The sequence below is a fragment of the Nocardiopsis sp. RV163 genome, from assembly GCF_001029525.1.
Lineage (GTDB): Bacteria > Actinomycetota > Actinomycetes > Streptosporangiales > Streptosporangiaceae > Nocardiopsis > Nocardiopsis dassonvillei.
In genome coordinates, this window is record NZ_LEKI01000073.1 from 1 (window position 1) to 26,449 (window position 26,449).

Consider the following 26,449-nt stretch of genomic DNA (forward strand, 5'->3'; position numbering starts at 1 on the left):
CTCCCGCTCGACCGACCCCCTCCCCCCGAAGGAACCGCGGATGAAGCGTTTCGACCTCAGAGACGAGATCCACCACCTGGACCACGAGGCCGACTGCGTACGGATCATGCAGATCCTCCGCTCCCAGGAGTTCCCCTGGGACATGGGACGGGCGCTGGGCCTGGCCCTGTACCGCACCTACGCCGTGCCCAGCATCGGCGAACTCCTGGGCCGGACCGACGAGTTCACCGGCAGCACCCAGAAGCGCTACGACGACACCGCGCTGATCCTCGACAACATGATGCGGCACGGGTTCGAGCCCGGTCGGGGCCGCGACGCGCTGCGCCGCATGAACCAGATGCACCGCTCCTACGACATCGGCAACGACGACTACCGCTACGTGCTCAGCACGTTCGTGGTCATGCCGGTGCGCTGGATCAACGACCGCGGCTACGGCTGGCGCAGGCTGAGCGAGCACGAGGTCTCGGCGATCACGCACTACTACCGCAGGCTCGGCCGGTACATGGGGATCAAGGACGTCCCCGAGAGCTACGCGCAGTTCCAGGAGCTCCTGGACTCCTACGAGCGCGAGCACTTCGCCTACACCGAGGGCGGCCGGGCCGTCTCCGACGCCACCCTCGACCTGATGGTGTCCTTCTACCCGCGGCGCGTGTCCGGGCCGGCCCGGAAGTTCTCCATGGCGATCCTGGACGAGTCGCTCATCGAGACCTTCCGCTACGAGCCGCCCAGCAGGGCGTGGCGGCTGGCGGCGCACCTGGCGCTGAGGCTGCGGGCCCTGGCGGTGCGCCGGATGAAGCCGCGCGAGGTGCCGCTGTGGGCGGAGGACAACCCGAACATCCGCAGCTACCCCGAGGGGTACGACGTCAACCGGATAGGCACCTTCCCGGCGGGCTGCCCCGTGGCGCACGATGTGGACCCGGTGGCGCACGAGGAGCTGTACGGCGGGGGCGGCGGGACGGGCGGCGCGGCTTCCGGGGGCCGGGAGGCCCCGGAGGCGGCACGGTCCTCCGCGGCGCCGGAAACCGCGGAGCCCTCCCCGGCCGCGCGGACCCGGGAGGCTCCGGCGACCGCCGCCGAGGCCTCCGCGGACGGGCGCGTGTGACCGCCGCGACCATCTCGCGGGACGGGGCCCACTGGTACGTGTCGCTGTTGTGCGAGGACGGCCAGAGCAGCCCCGAGGCGCATGAGCGCCCGGGAGGCGCGGTGGGCATCGATCGGGGTGTAGCGGTGGCGGTGGCCACCTCCGACGGCGACCTGCTCGACCAGGTGGTCCAAACCCCGAAGGAGGCCGAGCGCGAACGCCGCCTGCGCCGACGCCTGTCCCGCCAACGCCGGGGGGCGAACAACCGGGCCAGGACCGAGCCCGCCCTGTCCGCGCCGACCGGGCGGGTGCGGGCTCGGCGCTCCGATTTCGCCGAGCAGACCGCGCACACGCCGTGTGCCAGGAACGCGCTCGTGGTACTGGAAGAGCTCAAGACCAAGAACATGACCGCCTCGGTGCAAGGCACCACCCACGTGCCGGGCGTCAATGTGCGTCGGAAGGCGGGGTTGAACCGGGCGATCCTGGCCAAGGGATGGCACGGGTTCACGCTCGCCTGTCAGAACGCGGCCCGGCGCACCGGTACCCGAATCGTGGAAGTCGATCCTGCGTACACCTCGCAGACCTGCCACTCGTGCGGATACGTCGCTCCGGAGAATCGGGAGAGCCGATCGATCTTCCAGTGCGGCAGGTGCGGGCGCACAGCTCATGCGGACGTGAACGCGGCCCAGAACATTCTCACGCGCGGATGGACCAACCCTTCGGGGTGAACCGCGCCAGCCTGCCGAGACCTCTGGGGTGCCGTGTCGACGAAGCAGGAACCGGCTGCGGCCGCGAGGCACTCAGCACCGACCGCACCGCAGGGCCCGGTCGGAATCTCCCTCGTTCACGAAGAAGAGGGAGTCAAGCTGTGCTGCCTGGTGCGGCTTCAGCGATTCAGGCGGCGCCACAGCGGGCGCGGGAGCAGCCGCATCCCCGCGAAGAGCGGCTGGAGCACGCGCGGCGCCCACACGGTGGTGGCCCCCGAGCGCAGCCCGGCCGACACCGCGTCCGCGACCTGGCCCGGTGTGGCCGGGAAGGGGGCGGGCGCCACGTGCGCCGACATCCGCGTCGGCACGTAGCCCGGCCGCACCACCAGTACCCGCGCGCCGGACCCGTGCAGGGAGTCGGCCAGGCCCTGCGCGAAGCCGTCCAGGCCCGCCTTGGCCGACCCGTACACGAAGTTGAACCTGCGCACCCGCACCCCCGCCACCGAGGAGAGCACCACGAGCGTCCCGTGGCCCTGCTCGCGCAGGCGGGCGGCCACTGCCAGGTCCGCGGACACGTGCCCGGTGTAGTTGACGGCGGCGGCGCGGGCGGCGGCGGCCGGGTCGGCCTCGTACTCGGACTGCTCGCCCAGCACACCGAACGCGTCCACCACCACGTCCAGGTCGCCCACCAGCTCCACCGCGGCCGCGACCGTGCCGGTGTGGGTGTCGGGCAGGCCCGCGTCGAAGTCCACCGAGTGCGTCCGCGCCCCGAGCGCGGTGAGCGCGTCCGGCGGGGAGGGCACCCCGCCCCGGGCGGCCAGCACCACCTCGCGGGCGCCCTCGCGGACCAGCCGTTCGACGATGGCCAGGCCGATCTCGCTTCGGCCGCCGAGCAGCAGCACGCTCCGCACCGCTCCCACCGAGTCGCGCACGGCTGTCCCCGCCTTTCCGGAAAGTGCGCCCCCGGGTGCCGGGGACCGCCGTCATCGTGCCACCGAAGGGCCGCGCTGTCACAGCAGCCGCAGTCGGCGGGCCAGGTCCGATACCAGGACCCCGTCCGGGTCGGCCCGCTCGCGCACCCGGCGCCACGCGGGCAGGCCGGGGTACATGGCGTGCACGGCCTCGGGGCTGGCACGGCTGTCCTTGGCCAGGTACAGGCGGCCCCCCGCGCCGACCACGCGCTCGTCGAAGCGGTGCAGCAGGGGGCCGAGTCCGGGCAGGTCGGCGGGCAGGTCCACGGCCAGCGACCACCCCGGCCGGGGAAAGGAGAGCGGTCCCGGCGTGGGCCGCCCCATCCTCTTGAGGACCGCCAGGAAGGAGGGCGCGCGCCTGCGCGACAGCTCCCCGGCGATCCAGGCCAGGACGTCCTCCTCGCCGAAGGGCACCGCGAACTGGTACTGCACCGCGCCGTGCCTGCCGTACAGCCGGTTCCACCCGTCGAGCGCGTCCAGAGGGTGGAAGTAGCCGCCCGCCGGCTGTATCCGGCCGCGCCGCCTCCCGGGCGCGCGGCCGTGTTCGAGCGCGTTGAACGCGCCGACGGTCCACCGGTTCAGGGTGGCCGTCGGCGGGGTCAGCGGTGGCACGGGCAGGCTCGTGCTCCGGTACCGCAGCGGGTCGCGGCGCAGCGGTCTCGGTAGGTCGCCGGGCTCGGCGTGGTGGGCGCGGGTGACCACGCCCCGGCCCAGGCCGCTCCCTCGGGCGAACAGGTCCAGCCAGGCCACCGAGTACCGGTGGCCCGGCCGCGCCATCAGCTCCAGGGTGGCCTCCAGGTCCGGCGTGCGGTCGGCGTCCACCCGCATGTACGCGGTCCGGACCGGGATCACGCCCAGGGTGGCCTCGGTGACCACCCCGGTCAGGCCCATGCCGCCGACGGTCGCCCAGAACAGGTCGGGGTCGCCGCCGGGTTCCGGTCCCAGGCGGCGCGTGCGCCCGTCCGGGGTGACGAGGGTGAGGGAGCGCAGGTGCGCGCCCAGGGAGGAGTCGGCGTGGTGGTTCTTGCCGTGGACGTCGGCGGCGACCGCCCCGCCCAGGGTCACGCGGCGGGTCCCCGGGGTGACGGGGACGAAGAGTCCGCGGGGCAGCAGGCGGGCGATCAGGGCGTCCACGCTGGTGCCCGCGGGGGCGGTGACCTCGCCGCGCTCGGCGTCCACGCGCACGGGGCCGGTGAGCCCGGTGCAGTCCAGCACCAGGCCCCCGGCGTCCTGGGCGGCGTCGCCGTAGGAGCGGCCGAGCCCGCGCGGCAGCGCCCCGCGCTCCCCCGCACGGGCGAGCGCCTCGGCTACCTGGGCGGGCGTGCGGGGGCGCACGACGCTGGCGGCCGTGGGCGCTGTGCGCCCCCACCCGTGTAGGAGGACCGGCCGGTCCGGCGTCGGGTTCACAGGTGGATCCCCGCCGCGACCAGGACCGCGAGCCCGCAGAGGATGAGCTGGAGGGGCCGGTCGCGCAGGGCGATCTCCTCGGGTTCCTCCCCCACGCCCCGGTCCACGAGCAGGTTGTAGCGCAGGACGAACATGATGAACGGCACGATGCTCAGCGCGTGGAAGAGCGTCCTGGGTCCGTCGCCCGGTTCCAGCGCCCACAGGCAGTAGGTGACGATCATGGCGCCCGAGGCCATGGTGCGGGTCTGGGAGAGGTAGGCGGTGCTGTAGCCGCGCAGGGCGGGCCGGACCGAGGCCGCCGCGGCGGCAGGTCCCCCGGGGGCGTCGCCGTGCGCGGCGGCCCCGGCCCCGGACTCGCCGGTCGCACGAAGTTCCGCCTCGCGCTTGCCGACCACCACCAACAGCGCGGCCAGCGACACCACGATCACGAACCACGAGGTCAGCGGTACACCGACGGCCACCCCGCCCGCCACCGCGCGCAGCACGTGGCAGGCCGCGACCGCGACCAGGTCGCACACCACCAGGTCCCGCAGGTGGCGGGTGTAGACGAGTGTGAGCAGCACGTACCCGGCGACCAGCGCGGACAGCGCGGGGTCGCCCAGCGCCAGTGAGGCCAGCGGCGCGGCGGCGCTGAGCGCGGTCCCGACCGCGACGGCCACGGGGACGGGGAGCGCGCCGGAGGCCACCGGGCGGTGGCGCTTGCGCGGGTGCGCGCGGTCGCGCCGGGCGTCGTGGACGTCGTTGAGCAGGTAGGTGCCGCTGGCGGCCGCGCAGAACAAAGCGAACACCGCGGCGCTGGTCAGCAGCGCCCCGGTCTGCGTCAGGGCCCCGGCCGCGGCGGGCGCGGCCAGGACGAGGAGGTTCTTGAGCCACTGCCGGGGGCGGCACGCGCGGACCAGCGCGCCGAGCGTCCCCCCGTCGCCGCGCTCGGCCCCGGCCGCCGCCGGTCCCGTGGCCCGCGTCCTCTCCGTCACCGCGACCGGAGGGCGCAGGGCCGCACGCCGACGCGCCCGGTCGGGCGTGTCGGCGAGGAACGGGTGCGGGGGTCAGTGGTGGTGGTCACGACGGCGGCCCGTGACGAACAGGACGACCGCGACGCCGATGAAACCGACACCGGCGACGAGGCAGACGAGGGGCAGGGTGGTCTGGAGGAGGGGCAGCACGGTGCGTCCCTGCTCGGAGTTGGCGACCGCGTTCTGGACGGACTCGTCGTTGGAGACGAGATCGGCGTCGAACAGCGTCAGGACCTCCTCGCCGTCCACGACGACGACGCGGTTCTGGTCCTCACCGATCTTGAGGGGGGAGCCGGTGACGGGCTCGATCCAGTAGGTGCGGGTGATGGAGAAGACCTCGTCGCCGGTGACGTCGCCCTCGCCCTCCATCCCGGCCACCGAGCGGGGCAGGGTGCGCTCGCCGACGACCTCGTCCTCGACCTCCTGGACGAACTTGTAGGCCTCGACGCCCCCGACCTCCTCGGTCCCCTGGAACTCCATGGGGACGACCTCCCGCGCGGTGGTCTCGTAGAAGTCGTAGTCGCGCTGCTCGGTGAAGAAGGGGAACTTCCACGCCTGGCCGCTCTGGGCGACGGACTCGTCGTTGACCATGGAGTCGCAGCAGTCGACCGCCTCCCCGGTGACGCGGTCGTGCCCGGCGCGGCGGCTGCTGGAGGTGATGCCGAAGTCGGTCTCGGCGTCCCTGACCCAGGTGAACTGGTCCCACACCACCGTCTCGTCGGTGCTGGAGGCCACGTCGGCCCGGATGGTCGAACGCGCCTCCAGGCTGGCGTCCTCGACGACCTCGACGTCCTCGATGTTGAAGTAGGTGGCCCCGTCTGCCTCGAGGACCGTTTCGCTGTAGTAGTCCAGAGGGGTCTTCATCAGGGAACTCGACAGCCACGTGCGCATCATGGGGGCAAAGGCGAGGAAGAAGACCCCAAACGCGACGAGAACGACCGCAACGGTACGGCGCATGTGCCCTCCTGGGCGTACGAGAGTCCAGATCTGGAACTGGGTCTAGTGGAACTAGGTTCAGTTCCGGGTAGAGTACTGCCCAGTAGCGAACGACGTCACCAGGGCGTGTCGAAATTTTTATAACGCGTTCTAGTGCTACAGGTTCCGCCCTTTCCCCGTTCTGGAAGGCCCATGGCGCCCACCTCCTCCTCAGCGCCCGGGGACCCCGTCGCCGACGCCCAATCCGCCGGCGCGCACACCCCCGGCCCCTCGACGCTGCTGCCGCAGGTCGACGGCCGCCACGAGGCCCTCGACGGCGTCCGCGCCCTGGCCGCCCTGATGGTCCTGGTGTTCCACGTGGCCACCGAGACCGGCGACTCCCTGGCGCCGGGGGTGCTGGGCGGCCTGCTGTCCGCCTTCGACGCGGCCGTGCCGCTGTTCTTCGCGCTCTCGGGCGTGCTGCTGTACCGGCCCTGGGCCCGCGCGGCCCTGGACGGGGTGCGCGGGCCGCGCGCCCGTCCCTACCTGTGGCGCCGCGCCGTGCGCGTCCTGCCCGCCTACTGGCTGGTGGCCGTGACGGCGCTGCTCGTCTACTCCCGCGACGAACTCGGCTCGCTCCGGTACTGGTGGGAGGTCCTGACCCTGACCTTCCCCTTCAACACCGACCCGCCGTGGCTGGGCACCGGCCCCTACGGCCTCGGCCAGATGTGGAGCCTGTCGGTGGAGGTCAGCTTCTACCTGCTGCTCCCGCTGTTCGGGCTGGTCCTGGCACTGTGGGCGCGCGGCGGCAGGAGCGTGGACGACCGGGGCCGCAGGCTGCTCGCGGGCCTGGGGGTCATGGCGCTGCTGGGCCTGGCCGCGCTGATCCCGCAGTTCTATCCCGAGCACCGCGAGTACATGCACTCCTGGCTGCCCCGGGCCGCGGGCCTGTTCGCGGCCGGTATGGCGCTGGCCGTGCTCTCGGAGTGGGCCTGGCGCGAACCCGGCGCCGACGGCCCGGTGCGCCGCCTGTGCCGGACCCTGGGCTCCTCCCCCGGAGTGTGCTGGCTGGTCGCGGGCGGGTTCTTCGCCCTGAAGGCGACCGAGGCGTCCGGCGGACGATTCATCGGCTCCGGCGACATCTGGACCTCGGCCGTGGACTCGCTGGCCGGGATCGGGTTCGCGTTCTTCCTGATAGCCCCGTGCGCGCTGGCGCCGCGCCCGGCGGGGCCCGCCCTGCCGCTGCGGGAGGCGCGGGCCTGGCGCGGGGGCCGGTGGCTGGACTCGCTGCTACGGCACCGGGTGTGCCAGTTCCTGGGGCGGATCTCCTACGGCGTGTTCCTGTGGCAGTTCATGGTGCTCTACCTGTGGCGCGACTTCACCGGCCAGGAGATCTTCACCGGTTCGTTCTGGCTGGACGCGGTGCCGGTGACGATCGGGACCGTGCTGCTGGCCGCCGCGAGCCACCGGTGGGTGGAGGAGCCCAGCCGCCGCTGGTCCCACCGCCCCTCCCGCGGGCGGTCCGCCGGCTAGCTACCAGGCCGGTCGTCCCCCTCGGGCGCCCAGGGGTTGCCCTCCACCGTCGGCGCCATGCCGCCCACCGACACCCAGTCCAGGCACAGCCCGCCCCGGTCCCGCGGGTCCTCGGGCACGAACACCGAGAGCTGCTCGCCGGGCGCGCCCGCGGGCACGTACCATGTGCCGTTCTCCTCGGCGGCGGGCAGCTCGACCTCGATCCAGTCGTCGCCCAGCGCCACCACCACGCCGACGTCCTCCTCGGCCGTGTAGCCGAGCGTGACGACCTGGGCGACGCCGCCGTGCGCCTCCACCGGCCAGGAAACCAGTCCCTCCCAGGGCTCCAGGCACTCGTCCGCGGGCCCGGGGGCGAACATGTCGCTGTCGTCGGAGGGCCGCGCCGGGACCAGGAACCCGGCGTCGTTGAACACGTACGCGGTGGCGGCCTCCTCGGGCGCGGCCATCCGCTCGGCCACGTCGTCCGACGCCAGCGGCGGCAGCACCCACGAGCTCAGGCGGCGCTGGCCGTTCCATTCCAGGACCACGTCCCCGGGAACCGGGCGCGCGTACAGGCCGCCCTCCTCCGGGGCGTCCGCCAGCGCCGTGCGAACCGTGTCCAGGTACCACTGGAGGCGGTCGCCGCTCAGGGTCTGGGCGTAGGCGTGGGTGGAGTAGCCCGCGGCCACCGCGTACACCGCCGTCGCCAGCGCGGCCGCGACCCGGGCGGCGCGCCGGGGCCGCACACGGTAGGGCTCCACGCCCGCCGGGGCCGACGGGGCCCCGCCGACCAGGGCGCGCGCCCGCTCCTCCCTGGTGGGCAGGTAGGCCAGGGCCAGGCACAGGGCGAACACCGGCGCGGCGTCCGCCACGTACCGGGGGTCGGCGGCGGCCACGTCCTGGAACCGACCGCGCGCGATGATCGTCGGAATGACGTCCACGACCACCAGGTAGGCCAGCAGCAGCGCCCAGGCCCGCCACGCCCCGCGCCGCATCCGCAGGCTGACCAGCACGAGCACGGAGAAGGCCGCCCAGGCGGCGAGCACGGTCACGCCGGGCGCGTCGACCAGGCCGCCGGTCGGGGTGACCGGGCCCCACTCCAGGGGCCCGCCCAGGGCGCCGACCGGGAACACCTCGGTGAGCAACCCGCGCAGCATCGTCAGGGCGGGCTCGCTCTGGGGTACGCCCGCGCCCTCCCCGCCGCCGGCCGCGCGCATCCGCGCCAGGTAGAGCGCCGCGTAGGCGGCGAACAGCGCGCCCATCGCCGCCCAGAACGGCCGGTGCAGGGCCCACGCCCGCCGGGCCCCGGCTACGAGCCCGCCGGGGTAGAGGTGGGCGACGGCCACGGCGAACAGCACCGGCGGCAGGAACACCGCCTTGACCGTGAACAGCATGCCGAACACGACGGCGCCGCCCGCCCGCCAGGCCAGCCGGTGGTCGTCCGTGCGCAGATAGCGCAGGGTCCACAGCACGGCGAGCACCAGGGCCAACTGCAGGGGCACCGCGTTGAGCGCCGCCGACCACCAGCCCAGCACGGGCACGGTAAGCGGGGCCAGCGCGTACACGGTCAGCGGGACCAGCAGCGCCCATCGGCGGCCGAACAGCTCCCACACCAGGCGCAGGAACCCCACCAGCGCGGCGGTCTGGAGGGCGAGCATGGTGCCCGCGCTGACCCACCACTCGTAGGGCCACAGGGCGGTCTGGAGGTAGACCAGGAACAGCGCCCCGGGCATCAGGTGGCCCTTGTGCAGGGTGAGCAGGTAGTCCGGCCCCAGGTCGCTGGCGTGGGCGTTGGCGAAGAAGAGGTAGTCGTCCTCCACGAAGTACGACTCGCCCAGCACGTGGGCCCGCAGTCCCACGGCCCCCAGCACCACCAGCAGCCCCACCAGGACCAGCCGGTCGCGGGCCAGGCGGCGGGCCCCGCTCCACGCGGCGCGGAGCGTCCCGCCCGGGCCGGGGCCCTTCCCGCCGGGTCCCCGGACGGGGCGGCGTACGCTGGGTGCCCCGACCGGGCCGGGCCGCGCGGCTTCGGCGCCCGGGCCGTCGTGCCCGCGCGCGGTGTGGGGGACAGGCGGCATCGGCATCTCTCCCGCCGTAGTTGGCCGATCCGGAGAAGGGATGCCAGAATACAACACGTTCCACTTTTTCCCTCGACCCTTGTCGCAGGCCAACCCGGCCTGAATACCCGGAACAGGAACACGATTCAGGTGCCGTGTTCCGGCGGGGTCGCGAGCACCGTGGAGGTGATGCGGGTGGGGCTCGAACAGGTCCGCCGCGACTGGACTCGGCTGGGTTCGACCGAACCCCTGTGGGCAGTGTGCGTGGACCCCGGGAAGAGGGGCGGCGGCTGGGACGACGACGAGTTCCTCGCCTCCGGACGGGCCGACATCGACCCGTCCGTCGCCCGCCTGGAGGAGCTGGGCATCCGCCCCGAGCGGGGCCGGGTGCTGGACTTCGGGTGCGGCGCGGGACGGCTGTCCAACGCCCTGGCCGCGCACTTCAACGAGGTCGTGGGGGTGGACATCTCCGCGCCGATGCTGGAGGAGGCCCGCCGCCTGGACCGCTCCGGGGGGCGGATCGAGTTCGTGCTGAACGAGCGTCCGGACCTGTCGGTGTTCGGGGACGGCTCCTTCGACCTGGTCTACACCGACCTGGTCCTCCAGCACCTGCCGCCCGCCCTGGCCGAAGGCTACGTGCGCGAGTTCGCACGGGTGCTGCGCCCCGGCGGCGCCATGGTGCTGGGCGTACCCGAGTCAGAGCGGCGCACCTTCAAGGGGCTGGTGTTCCGTTACGCGCCGTGGCCGCTGGTGGCGCTCGCCCAGCGTGCGCTGCTGCGCTACCCGGCGCCGATGCGGATGCACACCCTGCGCACCGAGCGGATCGCCGAGCTGGTCCCGAACGGCCGGATCGCCGCCTCCGACGAGTACTGGGGCGGCGACCACTGGCGCCACCTGCGCCACTTCGTGGTACTGGAGGCGGGCACGTGACCGCGAACGCCGCGGGCGGGGGCACCGTCCCCTTCCGCGCCACCCTGGGCCGGTCGGTGCGGCTGTTCGCAGCCTTCCGCAGGGAGCAGACCGATCCGGCGTTCTTCTACGGCACGCTCGCCCGGGACACCGTCGCCCAACTGCGCTCCTACACGCCCCTGGCGGGAACGCTCGTGGTGGACGTGGGCGGCGGCCCGGGCTACTTCGCAGACGAGCTGAGGTCGGCGGGGGCCCGCTGCCTGTGCGTGGACGCCGACGCCCACGAGATGACGCTGCACGGGCGGGACGCCGACGCGTACGGCGTCCAGGGCAGCGCGCTGGACCTGCCGCTGCGCAGCGGTTCGGTGGACGTGTGCTTCTCCTCCAACGTGCTGGAGCACGTGCCGGACCGGACCCGGATGGCCGACGAGATGGTGCGTGTGACCCGGCCGGGAGGGCTGGTGTACCTGTCGTACACGCTGTGGCTCTCCCCGTGGGGCGGGCACGAGACCTCGCCGTGGCACTACCTGGGCGGCGCGTACGCGGCGGAGCGGTTCGCGCGGCGCCACGGGCGGCGGCCCAAGAACGACTTCGGCCGCACCATGTACGCCGCGCACGCCGGGGAGATGCTGCGCTGGACGCGCGGGCGCGCCGACGTGGACGTGGTGGACGTGCGCCCCCGCTACCTGCCCGGATGGGCCGGGCCGGTCGTGAGGGTGCCGCTGCTGCGCGAGGTCGTCACCTGGAACCTGCTGCTGGTCCTGCGCAAGCGCTAGAGACAGGCCGCAAACGTTGCTGGTGTGACGCGAGGGGCCCAACCCTCGGCTGTCTCGCCCCTGGCGGCACTGCGGGCCGTCGACATCGCCGCTCAGGGCGAGATCAACCCCGGTGGGCGCACCGCGGCGGACATCTTCCTGCACGGGACCGACCACCCGACCGGTCGCTCCGGGCCGAACGGCGTCCTGCGGCGCGTGTGCTGGAGGCTGACCCAGTGGTCGGCGGTGAACTCCTCCATCGCCCACTCTCCGCCGAACCGGCCGAGCCCGATCCGGGACAGCTCGTGGGTGGCCGGGGCGTCGCCGATCTCACCGCCCCTGCCGACGACCACGTTGAGCGCCCCGGGCGGCAGCCCGGCCTCCTCGTGGATCCGGGCCAGCAGCAGTCCGCCCGTGACCGGGGTGTTCTCGGCGGGTTTGAGGACCACGGTGTTGCCGAGGGCGACGGCGGGCGCGACGGAGCGGTGGGAGAGCTGGAACGGGAAGTTCCACGGGCTGATCACCGTGACCGCGCCGAGGGGTTCGCGGTGGACGCGGTTCTCCTTGCCCGGGGTGACGCCGGGCAGGATCCGGCCCCGGACCCGCGTGGGGTAGGAGGTCACCTCGACCACGCCGCTGCGCACCGGCCCCCACTCGAACTCGGCGGGCTCGCGGACCGCTCCGGCCTCGTGGACCAGCCAGTCGACGATCTCCTCGCGGCGCGTGTCCAGGACGCGCAGTGCCCGCACGAGGACCTCAGCGCGCTCAGCGGGCGGGGGTGAGCAGGAGTTCGCTGACGACGCGGCCGTCGGCCTCGGTGACCGTGGCCGTCCAGCCGCCCAGGTCCACGCTCTCCCCGGGTTCCCCGGGGATGTGGCCGAGCATGACCAGGACCATCCCGGCGACGGTCACGTAACTGCCCGGGGGCCGGTCGGTGAGGACGACGCCGAGGTCCTCCAGCTCGTGGACGGGGTAGGTGCCGGGCAGGCGCAGGGCGCCGCCTTCCAGCCGGGCGGGGGCGCGCTCGTCGGTGTCGGTCTCGTCGTAGATCTCGCCGACGACCTCCTCCAGCAGGTCCTCCAGGCTGGCGATGCCGCTGACCTCGCCGCTCTCGCCGATCACGACGGCCAGTTGCTGGCGTTCGACGGTGAGCCGGTGCAGCGCGGCGGAGACCGTCAGCGAGTCGGGCAGCAGCAGCGGTTCGCGGGCCACCTCCCGTGCCGTGCCCCCGCCCCGCAGTAGATCGGACCAGTGCACGACGCCGACGACGTCGTCCACGTCGTCCCGGCCGACCACCGGAGCGCGCGAGTGGCCGCGCTCGGCCAGGAGCAGGGCCGCCTCGCGCGCGGGCAGGTCGGCCGGGACGGTGTCCACGTCGGGGCGCGGCACCAGGACCTGGCGCAGCGTCCGCCCTGTGATGTCGAAGGCCCCGGAGAGGATGGTGCGCTGCTCGGGGGTCATCTGGCCCTGGGCCGCGATCATGTCGCGCAGCTCCTCCTCGGTGGCCTCCTCCCTGGCGTCCCGAGGATCGATCCCGCCGAGCCGGACGACCAGGTCGGTGGAGACGCTGAGCAGCCAGATCGCGGGGCGAGAGAGCAGGGCCAGCGCGTTGAGCGGGCGGGCCGCGAGCAGCGCCCAGGACTCGGCGCGCTGCATGGCGATGCGCTTGGGGGCGAGTTCGCCCAGGACCAGGGTGACGAAGGTGAGCACGACGGTGACGAGCACGACCGACACCGGGGCCGCGTAGGAGCCGAGGAAACCCAGCGGCCCGACCAGCGGGCGGGCCAGGGAGACGGCGGCGGTGGCGGAGGCGAGGAAGCCCGCGAGGGTGATGCCGATCTGGATGGTGGCCAGGAACCGGTTGGGGTCGCGGGCCAGACCGGCCACCGCACGCCCGCCCGGGCCGCGCTCCTCCAGCCGCCTGATCTGCCCCTCCCGCAGTGTGATCAGGGCGATCTCGCTGCCCGCGAACACGGCGTTCACCGCGACCAGGACCAGTACGAGGCCGATCTGGGCCCCGATGCCCTCCATGGGACTCCCCCGAGGTCGACTGCCGGTGCCTGGAGCTGGGATTCCTTCCCCCGAAAGCCGCGGGCCACACCATCCGGGGCGGGGCCCGCGCACCGCGCGGACCCCGCCCGCGGCAGGGCCTGACCGCATGCGGACAAAAACGAGTCCGAACGGCCTCTCGTTCACTTCGGCGCCGTCGGCGCAGGTGGGAACGCACAGGGCTCACCGTGAAGGGCGGTCGGCCCCTCCGGGAGGCTCTTAAGCACCTGTTGTAACCTTCCTCTCCGATACCCCTCTTTCACCCTCTGGAGTTCCCGTGTCCGGTTCGATCGGCGTCAATCCCGTCGACGCCATGTCCGAGGCCCAGGAGGCCGAGGCACTGGCCGAGGCGATGGTCTTCCTCGGCACCGACTTCGAGGCCGCCGTAGAAGGACTGACGGCAGCCGTGTCCGAGCACGTGACGGGCGGCCTGGACGACTACGGCCTCGACACCATGGAGCACATCAGGAGGGCCGCCCAGAACGGCATCGACCTGGCGCAGAACGTGCAGGGCGCTGACCTGGCCATCACCGACACCGACCACGAGAACGCCGAGGAGTACCAGGAGGGCCTGGAGTCCCTCGACATCCAGATCAACTTCTGAGCCCCGCCCCCGCCCCCACCGACCGCGGAGACCCCTGCCGTGAGCGACCTCTACTCAATGTCCCTCGGACTGCCCGAGGACATCGACGCCGACGTCGGCGCCATCGAGTCGGGTGCCGACCAGCTCGACACCGTTCGCCAGAACATGCTCGGCCAGTCCGAGGGCACCCACAGCCGGTTCCGTTCGTCCGCAGGAGAGTTCACCGACCTCGTCGCCTGGAACATCGTCTCCAGCTCCTCCCGGGAGCTGTCCTCCTGGCAGGAGGCCGCGGCCTCCCTGACCTACGGGGCGGCGGTCCTGCGCCAGTGGGGGCTCGACATCGAGGCCTACCGCGCCGAACGCGCCAAGCTGGAGACCCGCTGGGCGGAGGAGAAGGCCGACGCCGAAGCGGCCGTCGACGCCTCCGAGGGGAGCGGCTCCATCCTCGGCGAGGGGACCCGTGAGGGGATGGGGGTCACCCGGCTGGAGACCCTGCGCGAGGAACTGCTCTCCGAGCACTCCGGGCACTGGGAAACCCTGATGGAGCAGGCCGAGCAGACCGAGAAGGACCTGCGCGACGGCCCGAGCCGGGAGTCCCTGGAACGCCTGGTCGAGTCCTCCCTGCTCACCGGCGGCCAGCTGACCTACTTCGGTGACGCGCTCCCCGGCATGGTCCCGGACGAACTGAGCGGTGACGAGCACCCGTCCGTCGTCAACCTGTGGTGGACCTCGATGACCGAGGAGGAGCAGGAACAGGCCGTGAGGGACGATCCCGAGCTGCTGCGCGAGCTCGACGGCATCCCGGCGGCCGTGCGCGACCGACTGAACCGCGACCATCTCGACGACGAGATCGAGCGGTTCGAGGAGGAGATCGCCGAACGGGACGAGGAGATCGGCGAGGCGGCGGCCCGGGGCAGCAACGGGTCCGACGCGATCGCGTTGGCCATGGCGAACGACGACACTCTCGACGACCAGCTCCAGGAGCTGAAGGAGCTGCGGGAGAGCCTGGAGGACGAAAGCGCTGACAGGTACCTGCTGGCTCTGGACACCGGGGGCGACGGACGGGCGGTCGTGGCCAACGGCAACCCCGACACCGCCGACAACGTGGCGACCCTGGTGCCGGGCACCACGACGACCTGGGAGAGCATCAACGACCAGGTCGGCCGTGGAGACAACCTCCTGGAGTCCGCGTCGAACGCGGACCCGAACGGCAGCCACTCCGTGATCAGCTGGATCGGGTACGACGCCCCCAACGTCCCCGAGGCGGCCTTCGAAGGACGTGCGGAGGCCGCGGTCAGCGAGCTGAGCAGTTTCCAGGACGGACTGCGCTCCACCCACCAGGGGCCGCCGTCCCACAACACCGTCATAGGCCACAGTTACGGTTCCACGGTGGTCGGGCACACCGCGCAGAGCGACGCCGGACTCGACACGGACGAAGTGATACTCGTGGGCAGCCCCGGAACCGACGCCGACCACGTGACCGACCTGAACCTTCCCGCAGAGAACGTGCACGTCTCGACGGCGGAGAACGACGGCATCACCAACCTGACGGGCCTCACCCACGGCATGGACCCGACCGATCCGGAATTCGGAGCGAACGTGTTCGAGTCCAACCCCGGCAGTGTGGGAGGCTCCTGGCCGCTCGGCCCCGCCCACTCGGAGTACTTCGACCCCAGGACGAGATCCTTGCTCTACATGGGCAGGGTCATCGCGGGGCAGGCGGAATAAGGGATAGGAAGCGGCACGTGATCAGATTCAGACCGTGGGCGTGGGTCATCGCCCTCGCCCTGGTGGCGACCGGCTGTGGCCCCGGCGAGTCCGGGGAACCGGGAACGGAGGCGACTATGACCGAGGACGAGGCCGCGGAGAGGGTCCGGGAGCACATCGACAGCACGATGACGGCGCTCCCGGAGGAGGCGGAACTGGAGGAACGGCGCGGAACCGTCGTCGCCGCCTGCGATGACCCCACCGACGGCGGTTCCAGGGACCGGGTCACCGTCAGCGAGACGTTCTGGGTGCGGGGTCTGCCCGTCGAGGACAACGACGCCACCTTCGAACTGCTCCACGAACACTGGAGTTCCAGCGGTTACCAGGTGTTCGAGGATCTGCGGCCTGAGGACATGTTCCTGTCCGTCGAACACACGGAGGACGCTTTCGGGATGACCGTTCAGGTGGCGGGCGACGGCAGCCTGGCACTCTCCGCCTCCTCGCCCTGCGTCTGGCCCGATGGCAACCCGGACTCCTGACGCCCCGGGCGAGCCTCAGCCCAGCCTCTCCAGGGCCCTGCGGGGGGAACGGGCGTGCCTGCCCATCCCAGCGAAGGGGCACTCCTCGCGCTCCAGGTCGATCGTGAGATCCCGGGCCGTCTCCACCTTCTCCAGCTCCTCCCAGGTCAGGGGCGCCGCGATCGGCGCTCCCGGCCTGGCCCGCACCGAGTAAGGCACCACCGCGAGCTGTTCGCGGCCGTTGCGCAGGTAGTCCACGAACAACCGGCCCCCGCGCGCGGCCTTGCGCACCTCGGTGGTCAGCTCGTCCGGCCGCCGGGCCGCCACCCGGTCCGCGACGGCTTCCGCCAGCACGCGGACATCCTGGTCGTCGGCCTCGGGCCGCAGCGGCGAGCGCACGTGCAGGCCCCGGGAGCCGCTGGTCATCACGTAGGCGGCCAGGCCCAGTCCGTCGAGCGACTCCCGCACGTCCCGCGCCGCGGCGCGGCAGGCGGCGAAGGCCTCGGGGCCGTCCCCGGCGGGGTCGAGGTCGATCACCATCCGGTCGGGCAGGCCCAGGTTCGGCTGCCGGGACTGCCAGGCGTGCAGGGTGATCGCCGCCTGGTCGGCGCACCAGACCAGCGCGGCCGCGTCCTGGCAGAGCATCATCCGGCCACCGCTGGTCTCCACAGTGGCCACCCAGTCCGGGACCGACGGGTGCTTGACGAAGAAGCCCTGCGCGTCGATCCCGTCGGGGAAGCGCGCCAGGGCCACCGGCCGGTCGCGCACGTGCGGCAGCATCAGGGGGGCGATCCGGGCGTGGTACCGCGCCAGGTCCTCCTTGGTCGCCCCGCCCTCGCCGAACAGCGGTTTGCCGGGCTTGGCCACCCGCACCACCCGCCGTCCCGCGCGCACCCCCGCGGTCCGCTCCGCCATGTCCTCCCCCGTTCAGCGCCGTGCGGCCCGCCTACCCGGGCGGCGGTCCCGGAAAACGGTGTCCGAACGCGCGAACGCCCGGCCGGGGAGGTCCCCGGCCGGGCGTTCGCGCGTCGAAGCGCGGTACTACTTGCGCTTGTTGATCTCCTCGGTCAGCTGCGGGGCGACCGCGTGCAGGTCACCCACGACGCCGAAGTCGGCCAGCTCGAAGATCGGGGCCTCGGGGTCCTTGTTGATCGCCACGATGTTCTTGGCGGTCTGCATGCCCGCCCGGTGCTGGATCGCACCGGAGATGCCCAGGGCCACGTACAGGTTCGGGCTGACCGTCTTACCGGTCTGGCCGACCTGGAACTGGTTCGGGTACCAGCCGGAGTCGACGGCGGCGCGGGAGGCGCCCACGGCCGCGCCCAGCGAGTCGGCCAGGTGCTCCACGACCGAGAAGTCCTCGGAGCCCACGCCGCGACCGCCGGAGACCACGATGGCGGCCTCGGTGAGCTCGGGGCGCTCGCCCTGCTCCTCGTGGACGCGCTCGACGACCTTGGCCGTCCTGGCCGCGTCGGAGACCTCCACCCACACCTGCTCCTCGGCGGCGGCGCCGGAGGCGGCCTCGGCCGGAACGGAGTTCGGGCGGACCGCGACGACAGGCACGCCGGTGCGCACGCGGGCGTGGGTGACGGTGGTGCCGCCGAAGATGCTGTGCTCGGCGACGACCTCGGCGTTGACGTCCACGACGTCGGTGAGCACTCCCGAGCCGAGCTTGACCGCGGCGCGGCCAGCGATCTCCTTGTTCTCGGCGGTGGCCGAGACCAGGACGGCGGCGGCGCCCTTGTCCTGGGCGAGCTTGGCGAGCAGCTCGGCCTTGGGGGCCACGACGTGGTCGTTCAGCTCGGCCGAAGCCACGTAGACCTTCTCGGCGCCGTACTCGGCCAGGACGGACTTGCCCGACTCGGCGCCGTCACCGATCCACACGGCCGCGGGCTCGCCGATGCGGCGGGCGGCGGTCAGCAGCTCGGTGGTGACCTTCTTGACCTGTCCGTCGACGTGGTCGACGAGGACGAGGACCTCAGCCATATCCCTTGAACCTTCCCTGAGTCTCTCGTTCGACCTAGACGAACTTCTTCTCGACGAGGAACTCGGCGATCTTCGCGGCGCCGTCGCCCTCGTCCTTGACCACCGTGCCCGCGGCGCGCGGCGGCGCGGCGTCGAAGTCGACGGTCTCGGTGGTGGCGTTGGCCAGGCCCACCCTGGCCGTGTCGATGCCCGCGTCGGCGGCGGACTTCTTGTCCACCGGCTTCTTCTTCGCCTGCATGATGAGCTTGAAGGACGGGTAGCGCGGCTCGTTGATCTTCTCGACCACGGAGACGACCGCCGGGAGCTGGGCCTCGACGAGGTCGTAGCCGTAGTCGGTCTGGCGCTGGATCCTGATGGTGCTGCCGTCGATGTCGACCTTGCGGGCGAACGTGAGCTGCGGCAGGCCGAGGTACTCGGCGAGCGCGGCCCCGACCACGCCGGTGCGGGCGTCGGTGGACTCCGAGCCCAGGACGACCACGTCGAACTCGATGGTGCCCAGGGCCTGCGCGAGCGCGTAGGCGGTCTGGAGCGAGTCCGAGCCGTGGAGGGCGTCGTCGTTGACGAAGACGGCCTTGTCCGCACCCATCGACAGGGCCTTGCGGATGGAGTCCGTGGCCTGGTCCGGTCCCATCGTCAGGACGGTGACCTCGCCGCCGTGCTTCTCCCTGAGCTGGAGCGCCTCCTCGATGGCGTACTCGCACAGCTCGTTGATGACACCGTCGGACGCAGCGCGATCGAGCGTGTTGTCCTCGGGGTTGAGCTTCCGCTCGGTCGCCGTGTCCGGGACCTGCTTGACCAAAACGACAATATTCATGGCCGGTGGCCGACCTCCCTGCACTCCATGATCCGCCGTGCGGCGGCCGGACGCTGGCGCGCCCCCTACTGCCAACAATGCCGAATGCCGTTCGGTCATCCGACGGCGGGGCCGCCTTCACGTTCAGACAGGTCCCGCGATGTGCTCATAGCCCAGATGTTACTGGCTAGTAGCTTGGAGGCCAACCCCTGGCCCCCGGTGTGACTGAGGCAACCCTAACCACCGCTGTGCCGCAGGTGCTCCGAACCCGGTCGGACCGCCTGCGCCGGACACCGGTCACGGGTGTCCGCCTCCCGCTCCCCACCCTAGTCGCCGCCGATCCCGCCGGAACCGGTCACACCACCGGTAACAGGTCGCAGTCCTCCCGCCCGGCGGGAACGCCGAAGGCCCCGGGCCGGGGCCCGGGGCCTTCGCGGTGCCCGGTGAGCCGTACGGCCCGCCGGGCGGGGATCACTGTCCGTCGAACCAGTCCGAGGGACCGCCGATCGGCACCCAGTCCGGAGCCGCCGACAGGCCGAAGGACAGGATGAGCATGGTCAGCAGCACGAGGCCGATGCACACGCCGACGTAGACGTACAGGTTGCGGTAGTGGACCCGGCGCACCAGCCACACCGCCTGGTGCCGCGCCTCGCGCCCGCTCGGCATGACGTAGCTGAGCAGGAGCATCACGAAGATCGCGAAGGCGCCGGTGTAGTTGGCGCCCTGACCCGGCACGTCCGCGATCCGCGCGTAGATCATGCCGACCAGGATGCCCGCCAGCAGGTAGACCAGGCCGAAGCCGAGCGTGCGCAGCGTCATGCGCCCGAAGGCCCACGGGAAGCTGAGCGCCACCACCATGTTGTCGGAGTTGCGCGGGCCGCGCGTCTGGAGGCGGCGGGCGTGCTCGGCCTTGACCACGTCCAGGGCGCCCAGCGCGGCGATGACCACGACGCCCAGGATCAACCCGAACCAGGGGAAGAGCAGGGACACACCGGCCACGGAGGCCAGCATGGGCAGGATCGTCAGCGGGTGCATCCGCCACGACCGCTCCTCGTACTCCTCGCCCTCCTCGTCGGAGTCGTCCGGGAAGTAGTCGCTCACCCGGTCGCCGCCGCCGCGGCGGAACCGGCCCAGCAGGCCGCCGCGCCGGTCCTCGTACTCGTCCCCGTCGAACTCCTGCGTCCGGTCGCTGCCCCGGCCGTCGTCCACCGGGGTGAGGATGTCGGCGAAGTCGCCCTTGTGCAGCGGGGTGTTGAAGAACTGCGTGTGCGGCGCCCGGTGGCCCTCGTCCCCGTGCTCGTCGACGGGACGCCGGGCGTACCCGTCCGGGTCCACCGGGTCCATCATCATCGTGCCCTGCGGGTCCTCGCGGGAGAACTCGTCGGGCTGGATGCGCCGCGTGCCCAGCACGTCGTCCGGTTCGTCGCGGACCGGGCTGATCCGCATCGTCCCCTGGGGGTCGTCCGGGTCGTCTGCGTCGCGCGGGACGATGCGCTCGGTGCCGGGGAGCCCGTCGTCCTCGTCGTCCCAGCCGCGCCGCGCGCCGGAGAGGTCGTCGGTGGACACGGGGTCCTGGACCGGGCCGCCGGAGTGCGCGGCGGAGGCCGGGCGCGCGGGGCCCCCGGACGGGGACCAGGCGCTTGAGGCGGGACCGCCGGTGTGCGAGGGGCCCCAGCCCTGTTCGTTCCGGGCCGCGCGACCGGCCAGGTAGCCCGCCGCGCCGCCGAGCGCGGCACCGGCCGCGCCCGCCGCGGCGGCACCGCCCGGGCCGCCGCCCGGCTCCTCCCCGACGCCCCCGGCCGTGGTCGGGTGGTACACGGTGTGGCTGCCGGTGAGCCCGGTGGGACGGCCTCCCGCGTCCTCGGTCCAGGGCAGGTCGAGGTTGAGGCGGCTGGCCTCCTCCAGCAGTTCCTCAGCCGTGGGACGACTGCGCATGTCACGGGAGACGGCGCGGTTGACCAGCGGCCGCAGCGCCTCGTGCATCCCGTCCATGTCGATCTCGCCGTTGAGGATGCGGAAGAAGATGACCTCGAAGGTGCCCGCGCCGTAGGGCGGGCGGCCGGTGGAGGCGAAGGCGACGGTGCCGCCCCAGGCGTGGATGTCGGTGGCCGGGCCCAGGTCGGTGCCCTCGATGACCTCCGGGGACAGGTAGCTGGGCGTGCCCACGAACGTGCCGGTCTGGGTCAGCTTGGCGCCGTCCACCGCGTGCGCGATGCCGAAGTCGATGACGATCGGCTCGCCGTTGGAGATGATCACGTTGCCGGGCTTGAGGTCGCGGTGGATCACGTCCACCGCGTGGATGTCCCGGATCGCGCGGGCCATGCCGGTGACGAAGCGGGTGAGCGCGCGGCCGCGCAGCGGGCCGTGGTTGGTGACCGTGGCGTCCAGGGTCGGGCCGGGGATGTGCTCGGTGACCACCCACGGCAGCTCGGCCTGAGTGTCGGCTTCGATGACCTCGGCCACGTTGGGGCTGTGCACGCGGCGCATGGTCTCGACCTCGCGGGCGAGGCGGGCCCGGGCGATGTGGTCGCCCGCGACCTCCGGCTTGAGGACCTTCACCGCGACGAACTGCTCGGTCCGGGGGTCCTCGGCCTGGTACACCACGCCCATGCCGCCCTGCCCGATGCGGCGGCGGATGACGTAGTGGCCGATGCGCTCCGGCAGCTCCTCACCCATGGGGAAACCTGCCGACATTGCCATCGAGAACTCATCCCCTCAAAAGACCACATACCACCGCGTCCAGCTTAGCGGCCGGGGGATGGGTCACCATTGGCTTGTTCGTCCCGGTCTCGGGCCCGTGTGGTCGCTTCCGCACCGCCGGGCGTCCGGGGTTCAGGCGGCGCGTCCGTCCGGGGGCGACCCTCACGAGTATGACGGAAAACTGGCGTGGGCGGTTCCCTCCCTCCCGTCCGGACTGGCCGGATCCGGACGTTCGGCCGAACCCCCCGTGACACCGTTCGATCCGACGAGCGGGGTGAAAAGTTCTCGAATCCACCGAAACGGCGGCGGGGCGGACGGCACGGTACCGTGTGCCGCCGCCCCGACCTGCTGTTCCGGCGCCCGGCAGGCTCGGACCAACCCGGTCCGGCGTCCCTCCGGCACCGCTTCAGCGCCCCGTCAGCGCCCCTTGAAGGCGGCCTTGCCGGGACCCTGCTCGACGAAACTGCGCATGCCGTCCTTCTGGTCCTCGGTCGAGAACAGGCCCGCGAAGTGCAGGCGCTCGATCTCCAGACCGGTGTCCAGGTCCGTCTCCAGGCCCCGGTCCACCGCCTCCTTGGCCGCGGCCAGCGCGACGGACGGGCCCTGGGCGTACCGGGCGACCAGCGCCACGGCGGCCCGGTAGACCTCCTCGTCCGGGACGACCTGGTCCACCAGGCCGATCTCCCGGGCCTCGTCCGCCTTCACGTGGCGACCGCTGAAGATCATCTCCTTGGCCCTGGAGGAGCCGATCAGGCGGGGCAGGCGCTGGGTCCCGCCCGCGCCGGGGATGACGCCGAGCTGGATCTCGGGCACGCCCAGCCTGGCCCCGGCCCCCGCCACCCGGAAGTCCGCGGCCAGTGCCAGTTCCAGGCCGCCGCCGAGCGCGTACCCGGTGACCGCCGCCACGACCGGCTTGGGGATGCGGGCCACCAGGTTCAGTGCGCTCTGGAGGTCGCGTGCGTAGCCCAGCATCCGCGCGGCGGTGAGGTCGGCCATCTCCTTGATGTCGGCGCCCGCGACGAACACCCGCTCGCCGCCGTAGACGACCACGGCGCGCGCGTCCGGGTCCTTGGCGACCCGGGTCGCGGCCTCGGCGATCTCCGCGGTGAGCGCGGCGTTGAGCGCGTTCACCTTCGGCCTGTCCAGCCGGATCACGGCCACGGCCGGATGGTCCGGATCGGTCTCCACACGCACGAACTCGCCCACGGTCCACTGCTCCTCGCCACTCGGACGTCACTGTCTCCGAACTGCTTACCACCCGGTTCAGGAGAAGAGCAGCACCAGGGTGCCCAGCCGCGCGGACAGGGTGTAGGCCGCCGCCAGCAGCAGGGCGGCCCCCGCCAGCAGCAGCGTGTCCGCGGTCCGCCAGCGGCTCTCCCGGGCGCGGGTGCGCGGCCCGGTCCCGAAGGCGCGCGCGTCCATCGCCGCGGCCAGCAGCGTCCCGGTGCGGATGGAGCGCACCAGCAGGGCGAACAGGCGGCCGAAGAACAGCGCGACCGCCCTGGCCGGGTCGCGCCCGGCCTCCAGCCCGCGCGCCCTCCGCGCCAGCGTGATCGTGCGCCACTGGTCGGCGAGCAGAGGGACGAGACGCAGCGCCGCCAGCACACCCATGGCGGGCCGCTCGGGAACCCGCAGCCGCTGCACCAGGCCGTCGGCGGTCTCGGTGGGGTCGCTGCTCACGGCGGCGAGCAACCCGGGCAGGGCGATGGCCAGCAGGCGCACCGCGGCGCCCAGCGCGCCCTCCGCGCCGTGCTCCCCGTACAGGTAGTTGACCAGCCCGCTGGAGAGCCCCATGAGCAGGAAGGGCCCGCCCAGGACGAGCAGGGTGCGCCGGTCGATCCCGCTGAACGGCAGGAGCAGCAGGACGCCCGCCAGCACCGCGCCGCCGGTGACGGCGTCCACGGCCGGGACCAGGCCCACGCCCAGCAGCAGGGCGGCGAGCAGTTTGGCCGCCGGATTGAGCCCGACCAGCCAGAAGCGCGCCCCGCCGTCCGCGGGAGCCTCCAGGGTGAGCGCGTCCCCCGCCGGAGCACCGGCCGGGCCCGGCTCCCCTGCCCCGTCCGGCACGCGGCCCCCGCCCGGGACACGGTCCCCGTACGCGGGTGTGTCCGCAAGCCTCCGGTCAGCCACGGCTCCCCCTTCCCGCCGCCGCGTGCCCCGCGGGCCCGGGCTGCTCCGCCCCGGCGCCCGTGTCGGGTGCGGCGGCCTCGTGGACGGCGCGGCCCCCGGCCACGCGCACCCGCGCGTCGGCCAGGCTGCTCAGCAACAGGTCGTCGTGGGTGGCCATTACCACCGCGCGGCCCGCGGACCGCAGGGTGGCGAGCAGTTCCACGAGTTCGGTCCAGGTCCGGGTGTCCTGGCCGAAGGTGGGCTCGTCCAGGACGAGTGCGTCGGGCGCGTGCGCGGGACCCGAGCTGAGCGCCGTGGCCACCGACAGCCGCCGCTTCTCACCGCCCGAGAGCGTGTAGGGGTGCACGTCGGCCAGCGCGGACAGGCGCAGGCGCTCCATCAGCTCGCCCACCCAGGACTGGGTCTCGGCCTCGCCCATCCCGGCGCGCAACGGGGCGAAGCGCAGTTCGTCGCGCACGGTGGCGGTGACGAACTGGTCCTCGGCGTGCTGGAAGACCGTGCCCACGTGCCGGGCCAGCCTGCGGGCGGGCCAGCGAACGAGCGGGCGCGGGTCGGCCCCGGCCAGCGGCCCGCGCGGCAGCACCGCTCCCCGGTGGGGCCTGGACAGCCCGGCGAGCAGGGTCAGCAGCGTGGACTTGCCCGCGCCGTTGGGGCCGGTCAGGGCGGTCGCGGTTCCGGCTCGGACGGTGGCGTCCACCCCTTCGAACACCGTGCGCCGCGGCGCCGCGCGCACGCCGAGCTGACTCGGGGTGCGCGCCGTGACGCCCACGGCCTCCAGCAGGGGCTCACCGCCCGGCGCGGGCTCAAGGGCGGGCGCGGGCTCGTGCCCGGGCACCCACACTCCCTGCGCGGCCAGCGAGCTGCCGTGCTCGGCGAACACGGTCCCCGGCGGCCCGTCGGCGACGACCCCGCCGCCGGGCGCCACGACCACGACCCGGTCCACCAGGTCCACGACGTCGGCCACCCGGTGCTCGACGAGCACCAGGGTCGCCTCGGTCTCGGCGAGCAGGCGGGCCAGCACGCCCCGCACCAGCGCGGCCCCGGCCGGGTCGAGGTTGGCGGTGGGCTCGTCCAACAGCAGCAGGCGGGGGCGCATCGCCAGGGCCCCGGCGATCACCAGGCGCTGCTTCTCACCGCCCGACAGCGCGCCGGTGGGGTGGCGCGGTCCGTAAGGGAATCCCACGGCCTCCAGTGCCTCGCGGACGCGGGGCCAGATGAGGTCGGGGGCCACGCCCAGGTTCTCCGGGCCGAAGGCGACGTCGTCGCCCGCGCGCGCCATCACCAGTTGCGTCTCGGGGTCCTGGCTGACCAGGCCGACCGAGCCCCGGCTCCGGTCGGCGGGCTCGCCGTCCAGGAGCAGGCTGCCCTCGTGGTCGCCGCTGATGGCGGCGTCCTCGCCGGTCAGACCGGCCAGCGAGTGCAGCAGGGTGGACTTGCCCGCGCCGGAGGCGCCCAGCAGCAGCACGCGCTCACCCGGCTCGATCACCAGGTCCACGCCGCGCAGCGCGTGGGACTCGCGGCCCGAGTGCCGCCAGCCCCAGCCGGAGAGCTCCACGCGCGCGCCGGGGCCCCCGGCCGCCGTCCGGCGCCCGTTCGCGGAGGCCAAGGTCAGCCCCTCGCGGACGGGAAGGGGGCCAGCGCCCCGGAGCGTGCCAGGGCCGTGGTGAGCAGGCGGGCGCCCACGCCCGCGATGAGGGCGGCGCTGACCACCACGATGACGCCGTAGGTGATCTGGTAGGACAGCGGCCAGGTCACGTTGTAGGCGAGGTTGTCGCGGATGGCCGGGGAGACGCCCGCGACCGCAGCCGCGAGGACGGCCACGCCCATGCCCCAGCGGCGGTAGCCGAAGGCGAGGAAGACGAGTTCGGGCAGGATGCCCTGGAGGGCGCCGTCGAGGATGACCATGATCCCCCACTGGGTGCCCAGGAGCGCAGACACCGAGGCGGCGGCGATGGCGGTGAGCAGGGCCGCGCCGGGCTTGCGGATGATCAGGCCGCCCAGTACGCCGGAGATCAGCCACATGCCGTAGACGACTGCCTGCGCGGGCGGGAAGCCGACGAACAGGGGGGTCGTGACCGACCAGACGATGTTCCAGAGCCAGAAGACCACGCCGACCGCGACGCCGATGACGGCGGCCACGACTATGTCGACGGTGCGCCAGCTCCGCAGCCGGTCGAGGACGTCGCGCCGGACGCCGGTGTCCTGGGGATTGGTGGTGTTCCTCTTCATGCGGTGTCCCTTCGCCGGGGGGTGCGAGGGGCCCGTGCGGCCGAGAGCGGCGCCTGGACGCGTTCCGCGCGCGCCGGGACGTCCCCGGTGCGCGGGAGCACGCCACCGGTGACGGTTCCTACGACTTCCTTCGCTGGCATGACCCAGATCAGGTGTGTAAGGGTCTGCGGCCTGGTGCCGCACTCTCAGCGCTCGCGCGCTCCCCTGTCGGTTTCATCCATTATGAACACGGGGGAACACCGCGGTGTTCCCGGGCCCCCTCAGCGCACGTCGGGGCCTCAGCCCCCGGGACCGGGGCCGCCCTCGGGCACCTGCGGCTGCGGGGGCGTGCCGTTCCAGGGCGCGCCGCCGTCCCCGCCCGGGGACTCGCCGCCACCGGTACCGCCCCCGTCGTCGCCACCGCCGTCGTCGCCACCGCCTCCTCCAC

General features: G+C 73.2%; 23 protein-coding genes and 1 riboswitch. Of the genes, 8 read left to right on the forward strand and 15 right to left on the reverse strand.

Translation table 11 applies throughout. The annotated features are described in order from the left end of the window. Window positions 1–40: 40 nt before the first annotated feature. Window positions 41–1,102: an oxygenase MpaB family protein gene (locus ABD54_RS14455; RefSeq protein WP_047870013.1), complete on the forward strand. Its 1,062-nt coding sequence runs from the start codon at window positions 41–43 to the stop codon at window positions 1,100–1,102. Then, window positions 1,099–1,809: an RNA-guided endonuclease TnpB family protein gene (locus tag ABD54_RS14460; protein WP_047869996.1), complete on the forward strand. Its 711-nt coding sequence runs from the start codon at window positions 1,099–1,101 to the stop codon at window positions 1,807–1,809. Before ABD54_RS14455 ends, ABD54_RS14460 begins: the two co-directional genes overlap by 4 nt. A 158-nt stretch (window positions 1,810–1,967) precedes the next feature. Here ABD54_RS14460 and ABD54_RS14465 read toward each other — a convergent pair whose 3' ends face one another. The 4 genes from ABD54_RS14465 to ABD54_RS14480 all read right to left on the reverse strand — a co-directional run bounded on the left by ABD54_RS14465 (window position 1,968) and on the right by ABD54_RS14480 (window position 6,136). Beyond that, window positions 1,968–2,720, reverse strand: coding sequence for an SDR family NAD(P)-dependent oxidoreductase (locus tag ABD54_RS14465; protein ID WP_047869997.1), 753 nt, complete (start codon window positions 2,718–2,720; stop codon window positions 1,968–1,970). Between the two features lie 78 nt (window positions 2,721–2,798). Next, complete coding sequence (locus tag ABD54_RS14470) at window positions 2,799–4,166, reverse strand: FAD-binding oxidoreductase (RefSeq protein WP_047869998.1); 1,368 nt, start codon at window positions 4,164–4,166, stop codon at window positions 2,799–2,801. Then, entirely contained in the window at window positions 4,163–5,140 is a 978-nt protein-coding gene (locus tag ABD54_RS14475) for a decaprenyl-phosphate phosphoribosyltransferase (RefSeq protein ID WP_047869999.1), read from the reverse strand. Before ABD54_RS14475 ends, ABD54_RS14470 begins: the two co-directional genes overlap by 4 nt. 72 nt (window positions 5,141–5,212) lie before the next feature. Next, the gene (locus tag ABD54_RS14480; RefSeq protein ID WP_047870000.1) at window positions 5,213–6,136 is read right to left on the reverse strand and encodes a DUF3068 domain-containing protein; all 924 of its coding nucleotides are present in this window, start codon (window positions 6,134–6,136) and stop codon (window positions 5,213–5,215) included. 171 nt (window positions 6,137–6,307) lie between these two features. On the opposite strand from ABD54_RS14480, the gene ABD54_RS14485 reads away from it, so the two are divergent. After that, window positions 6,308–7,627, forward strand: a complete 1,320-nt coding sequence (locus ABD54_RS14485) for an acyltransferase (protein WP_047870001.1) — start codon at window positions 6,308–6,310, stop codon at window positions 7,625–7,627. Here the strand turns inward: ABD54_RS14485 and ABD54_RS14490 are convergent. Continuing rightward, window positions 7,624–9,684 (reverse strand): hypothetical protein, encoded by a 2,061-nt coding sequence (locus ABD54_RS14490; protein WP_047870002.1) that lies wholly within the window; start codon window positions 9,682–9,684, stop codon window positions 7,624–7,626. The genes ABD54_RS14485 and ABD54_RS14490 overlap by 4 nt on opposite strands. Window positions 9,685–9,813: 129 nt before the next feature. On the opposite strand from ABD54_RS14490, the gene ABD54_RS14495 reads away from it, so the two are divergent. After that, window positions 9,814–10,593: a class I SAM-dependent methyltransferase gene (locus tag ABD54_RS14495; protein WP_327136821.1), complete on the forward strand. Its 780-nt coding sequence runs from the start codon at window positions 9,814–9,816 to the stop codon at window positions 10,591–10,593. Continuing rightward, complete coding sequence (locus tag ABD54_RS14500; protein ID WP_047870003.1) at window positions 10,590–11,348, forward strand: class I SAM-dependent methyltransferase; 759 nt, start codon at window positions 10,590–10,592, stop codon at window positions 11,346–11,348. The genes ABD54_RS14495 and ABD54_RS14500 overlap by 4 nt, the downstream gene beginning before the upstream one ends. A 92-nt stretch (window positions 11,349–11,440) precedes the next feature. Here ABD54_RS14500 and ABD54_RS14505 read toward each other — a convergent pair whose 3' ends face one another. Both ABD54_RS14505 and ABD54_RS14510 read right to left on the reverse strand, forming a co-directional pair. Continuing rightward, window positions 11,441–12,076, reverse strand: a complete 636-nt coding sequence (locus ABD54_RS14505; protein ID WP_235432065.1) for an aldehyde dehydrogenase family protein — start codon at window positions 12,074–12,076, stop codon at window positions 11,441–11,443. Between the two features lie 16 nt (window positions 12,077–12,092). Next, the gene (locus ABD54_RS14510; RefSeq protein WP_047870004.1) at window positions 12,093–13,358 is read right to left on the reverse strand and encodes a hemolysin family protein; all 1,266 of its coding nucleotides are present in this window, start codon (window positions 13,356–13,358) and stop codon (window positions 12,093–12,095) included. A gap of 295 nt (window positions 13,359–13,653) precedes the next feature. Here ABD54_RS14510 and ABD54_RS14515 point away from each other — a divergent pair, with 295 nt between their 5' ends. The 3 genes from ABD54_RS14515 to ABD54_RS14525 are packed head-to-tail and all read left to right on the forward strand — an operon-like array spanning window position 13,654 to window position 16,205. After that, complete coding sequence (locus ABD54_RS14515; protein ID WP_082166824.1) at window positions 13,654–13,980, forward strand: hypothetical protein; 327 nt, start codon at window positions 13,654–13,656, stop codon at window positions 13,978–13,980. A 39-nt stretch (window positions 13,981–14,019) separates the two neighbouring features. Further along, entirely contained in the window at window positions 14,020–15,687 is a 1,668-nt protein-coding gene (locus ABD54_RS14520) for an alpha/beta hydrolase (protein ID WP_047870005.1), read from the forward strand. Between the two features lie 17 nt (window positions 15,688–15,704). Further along, complete coding sequence (locus tag ABD54_RS14525; RefSeq protein WP_053063593.1) at window positions 15,705–16,205, forward strand: hypothetical protein; 501 nt, start codon at window positions 15,705–15,707, stop codon at window positions 16,203–16,205. 15 nt (window positions 16,206–16,220) lie between these two features. Here the strand turns inward: ABD54_RS14525 and ligD are convergent, their stop codons facing one another. The 8 genes from ligD to ABD54_RS14565 all read right to left on the reverse strand — a co-directional run bounded on the left by ligD (window position 16,221) and on the right by ABD54_RS14565 (window position 26,022). Then, window positions 16,221–17,099 (reverse strand): non-homologous end-joining DNA ligase, encoded by an 879-nt coding sequence (ligD, locus tag ABD54_RS14530; protein ID WP_047870006.1) that lies wholly within the window; start codon window positions 17,097–17,099, stop codon window positions 16,221–16,223. A gap of 126 nt (window positions 17,100–17,225) precedes the next feature. Then, window positions 17,226–18,170 carry an electron transfer flavoprotein subunit alpha/FixB family protein gene (locus ABD54_RS14535; protein ID WP_047870007.1) on the reverse strand — a complete coding sequence of 315 codons (945 nt, stop codon included), beginning with the start codon at window positions 18,168–18,170 and terminating at the stop codon, window positions 17,226–17,228. A gap of 34 nt (window positions 18,171–18,204) precedes the next feature. Beyond that, window positions 18,205–18,984 carry an electron transfer flavoprotein subunit beta/FixA family protein gene (locus tag ABD54_RS14540; protein ID WP_047870008.1) on the reverse strand — a complete coding sequence of 260 codons (780 nt, stop codon included), beginning with the start codon at window positions 18,982–18,984 and terminating at the stop codon, window positions 18,205–18,207. A 450-nt stretch (window positions 18,985–19,434) separates the two neighbouring features. Next, window positions 19,435–21,663 (reverse strand): protein kinase, encoded by a 2,229-nt coding sequence (locus ABD54_RS14545; protein WP_235432066.1) that lies wholly within the window; start codon window positions 21,661–21,663, stop codon window positions 19,435–19,437. A 417-nt stretch (window positions 21,664–22,080) separates the two neighbouring features. Further along, on the reverse strand, window positions 22,081–22,869 hold the full coding sequence (locus tag ABD54_RS14550; RefSeq protein ID WP_047870010.1) for an enoyl-CoA hydratase/isomerase family protein: 789 nt from the start codon (window positions 22,867–22,869) through the stop codon (window positions 22,081–22,083). A 57-nt stretch (window positions 22,870–22,926) separates the two neighbouring features. Then, window positions 22,927–23,730, reverse strand: coding sequence for an energy-coupling factor transporter transmembrane protein EcfT (locus ABD54_RS14555; RefSeq protein WP_047870018.1), 804 nt, complete (start codon window positions 23,728–23,730; stop codon window positions 22,927–22,929). Window positions 23,731–23,785: 55 nt separating this feature from the next. Continuing rightward, window positions 23,786–25,399: an ABC transporter ATP-binding protein gene (locus ABD54_RS14560; protein WP_047870011.1), complete on the reverse strand. Its 1,614-nt coding sequence runs from the start codon at window positions 25,397–25,399 to the stop codon at window positions 23,786–23,788. A gap of 2 nt (window positions 25,400–25,401) precedes the next feature. Beyond that, window positions 25,402–26,022: an ECF transporter S component gene (locus ABD54_RS14565; RefSeq protein WP_047870012.1), complete on the reverse strand. Its 621-nt coding sequence runs from the start codon at window positions 26,020–26,022 to the stop codon at window positions 25,402–25,404. A gap of 108 nt (window positions 26,023–26,130) precedes the next feature. Beyond that, a riboswitch (TPP riboswitch) is annotated at window positions 26,131–26,238 on the reverse strand. Window positions 26,239–26,449: the final 211 nt, after the last annotated feature.

What these genes read in the sequence shown, in the direction of transcription:
- ABD54_RS14490 (WP_047870002.1), bottom strand. Translation starts at nt 9,684, where the DNA reads ATGCCGCCTGTCCCCCACACCGCGCGCGGGCACGACGGCCCGGGCGCC.
- ABD54_RS14480 (WP_047870000.1), bottom strand. Translation starts at nt 6,136, where the DNA reads ATGCGCCGTACCGTTGCGGTCGTTCTCGTCGCGTTTGGGGTCTTCTTC.
- ABD54_RS14545 (WP_235432066.1), bottom strand. Translation starts at nt 21,663, where the DNA reads ATGGCAATGTCGGCAGGTTTCCCCATGGGTGAGGAGCTGCCGGAGCGC.
- ABD54_RS14535 (WP_047870007.1), bottom strand. Translation starts at nt 18,170, where the DNA reads ATGGCTGAGGTCCTCGTCCTCGTCGACCACGTCGACGGACAGGTCAAG.
- ABD54_RS14455 (WP_047870013.1), top strand. Translation starts at nt 41, where the DNA reads ATGAAGCGTTTCGACCTCAGAGACGAGATCCACCACCTGGACCACGAG.
- ligD (WP_047870006.1), bottom strand. Translation starts at nt 17,099, where the DNA reads ATGGCGGAGCGGACCGCGGGGGTGCGCGCGGGACGGCGGGTGGTGCGG.
- ABD54_RS14540 (WP_047870008.1), bottom strand. Translation starts at nt 18,984, where the DNA reads ATGAATATTGTCGTTTTGGTCAAGCAGGTCCCGGACACGGCGACCGAG.
- ABD54_RS14565 (WP_047870012.1), bottom strand. Translation starts at nt 26,022, where the DNA reads ATGAAGAGGAACACCACCAATCCCCAGGACACCGGCGTCCGGCGCGAC.
- ABD54_RS14510 (WP_047870004.1), bottom strand. Translation starts at nt 13,358, where the DNA reads ATGGAGGGCATCGGGGCCCAGATCGGCCTCGTACTGGTCCTGGTCGCG.
- ABD54_RS14485 (WP_047870001.1), top strand. Translation starts at nt 6,308, where the DNA reads ATGGCGCCCACCTCCTCCTCAGCGCCCGGGGACCCCGTCGCCGACGCC.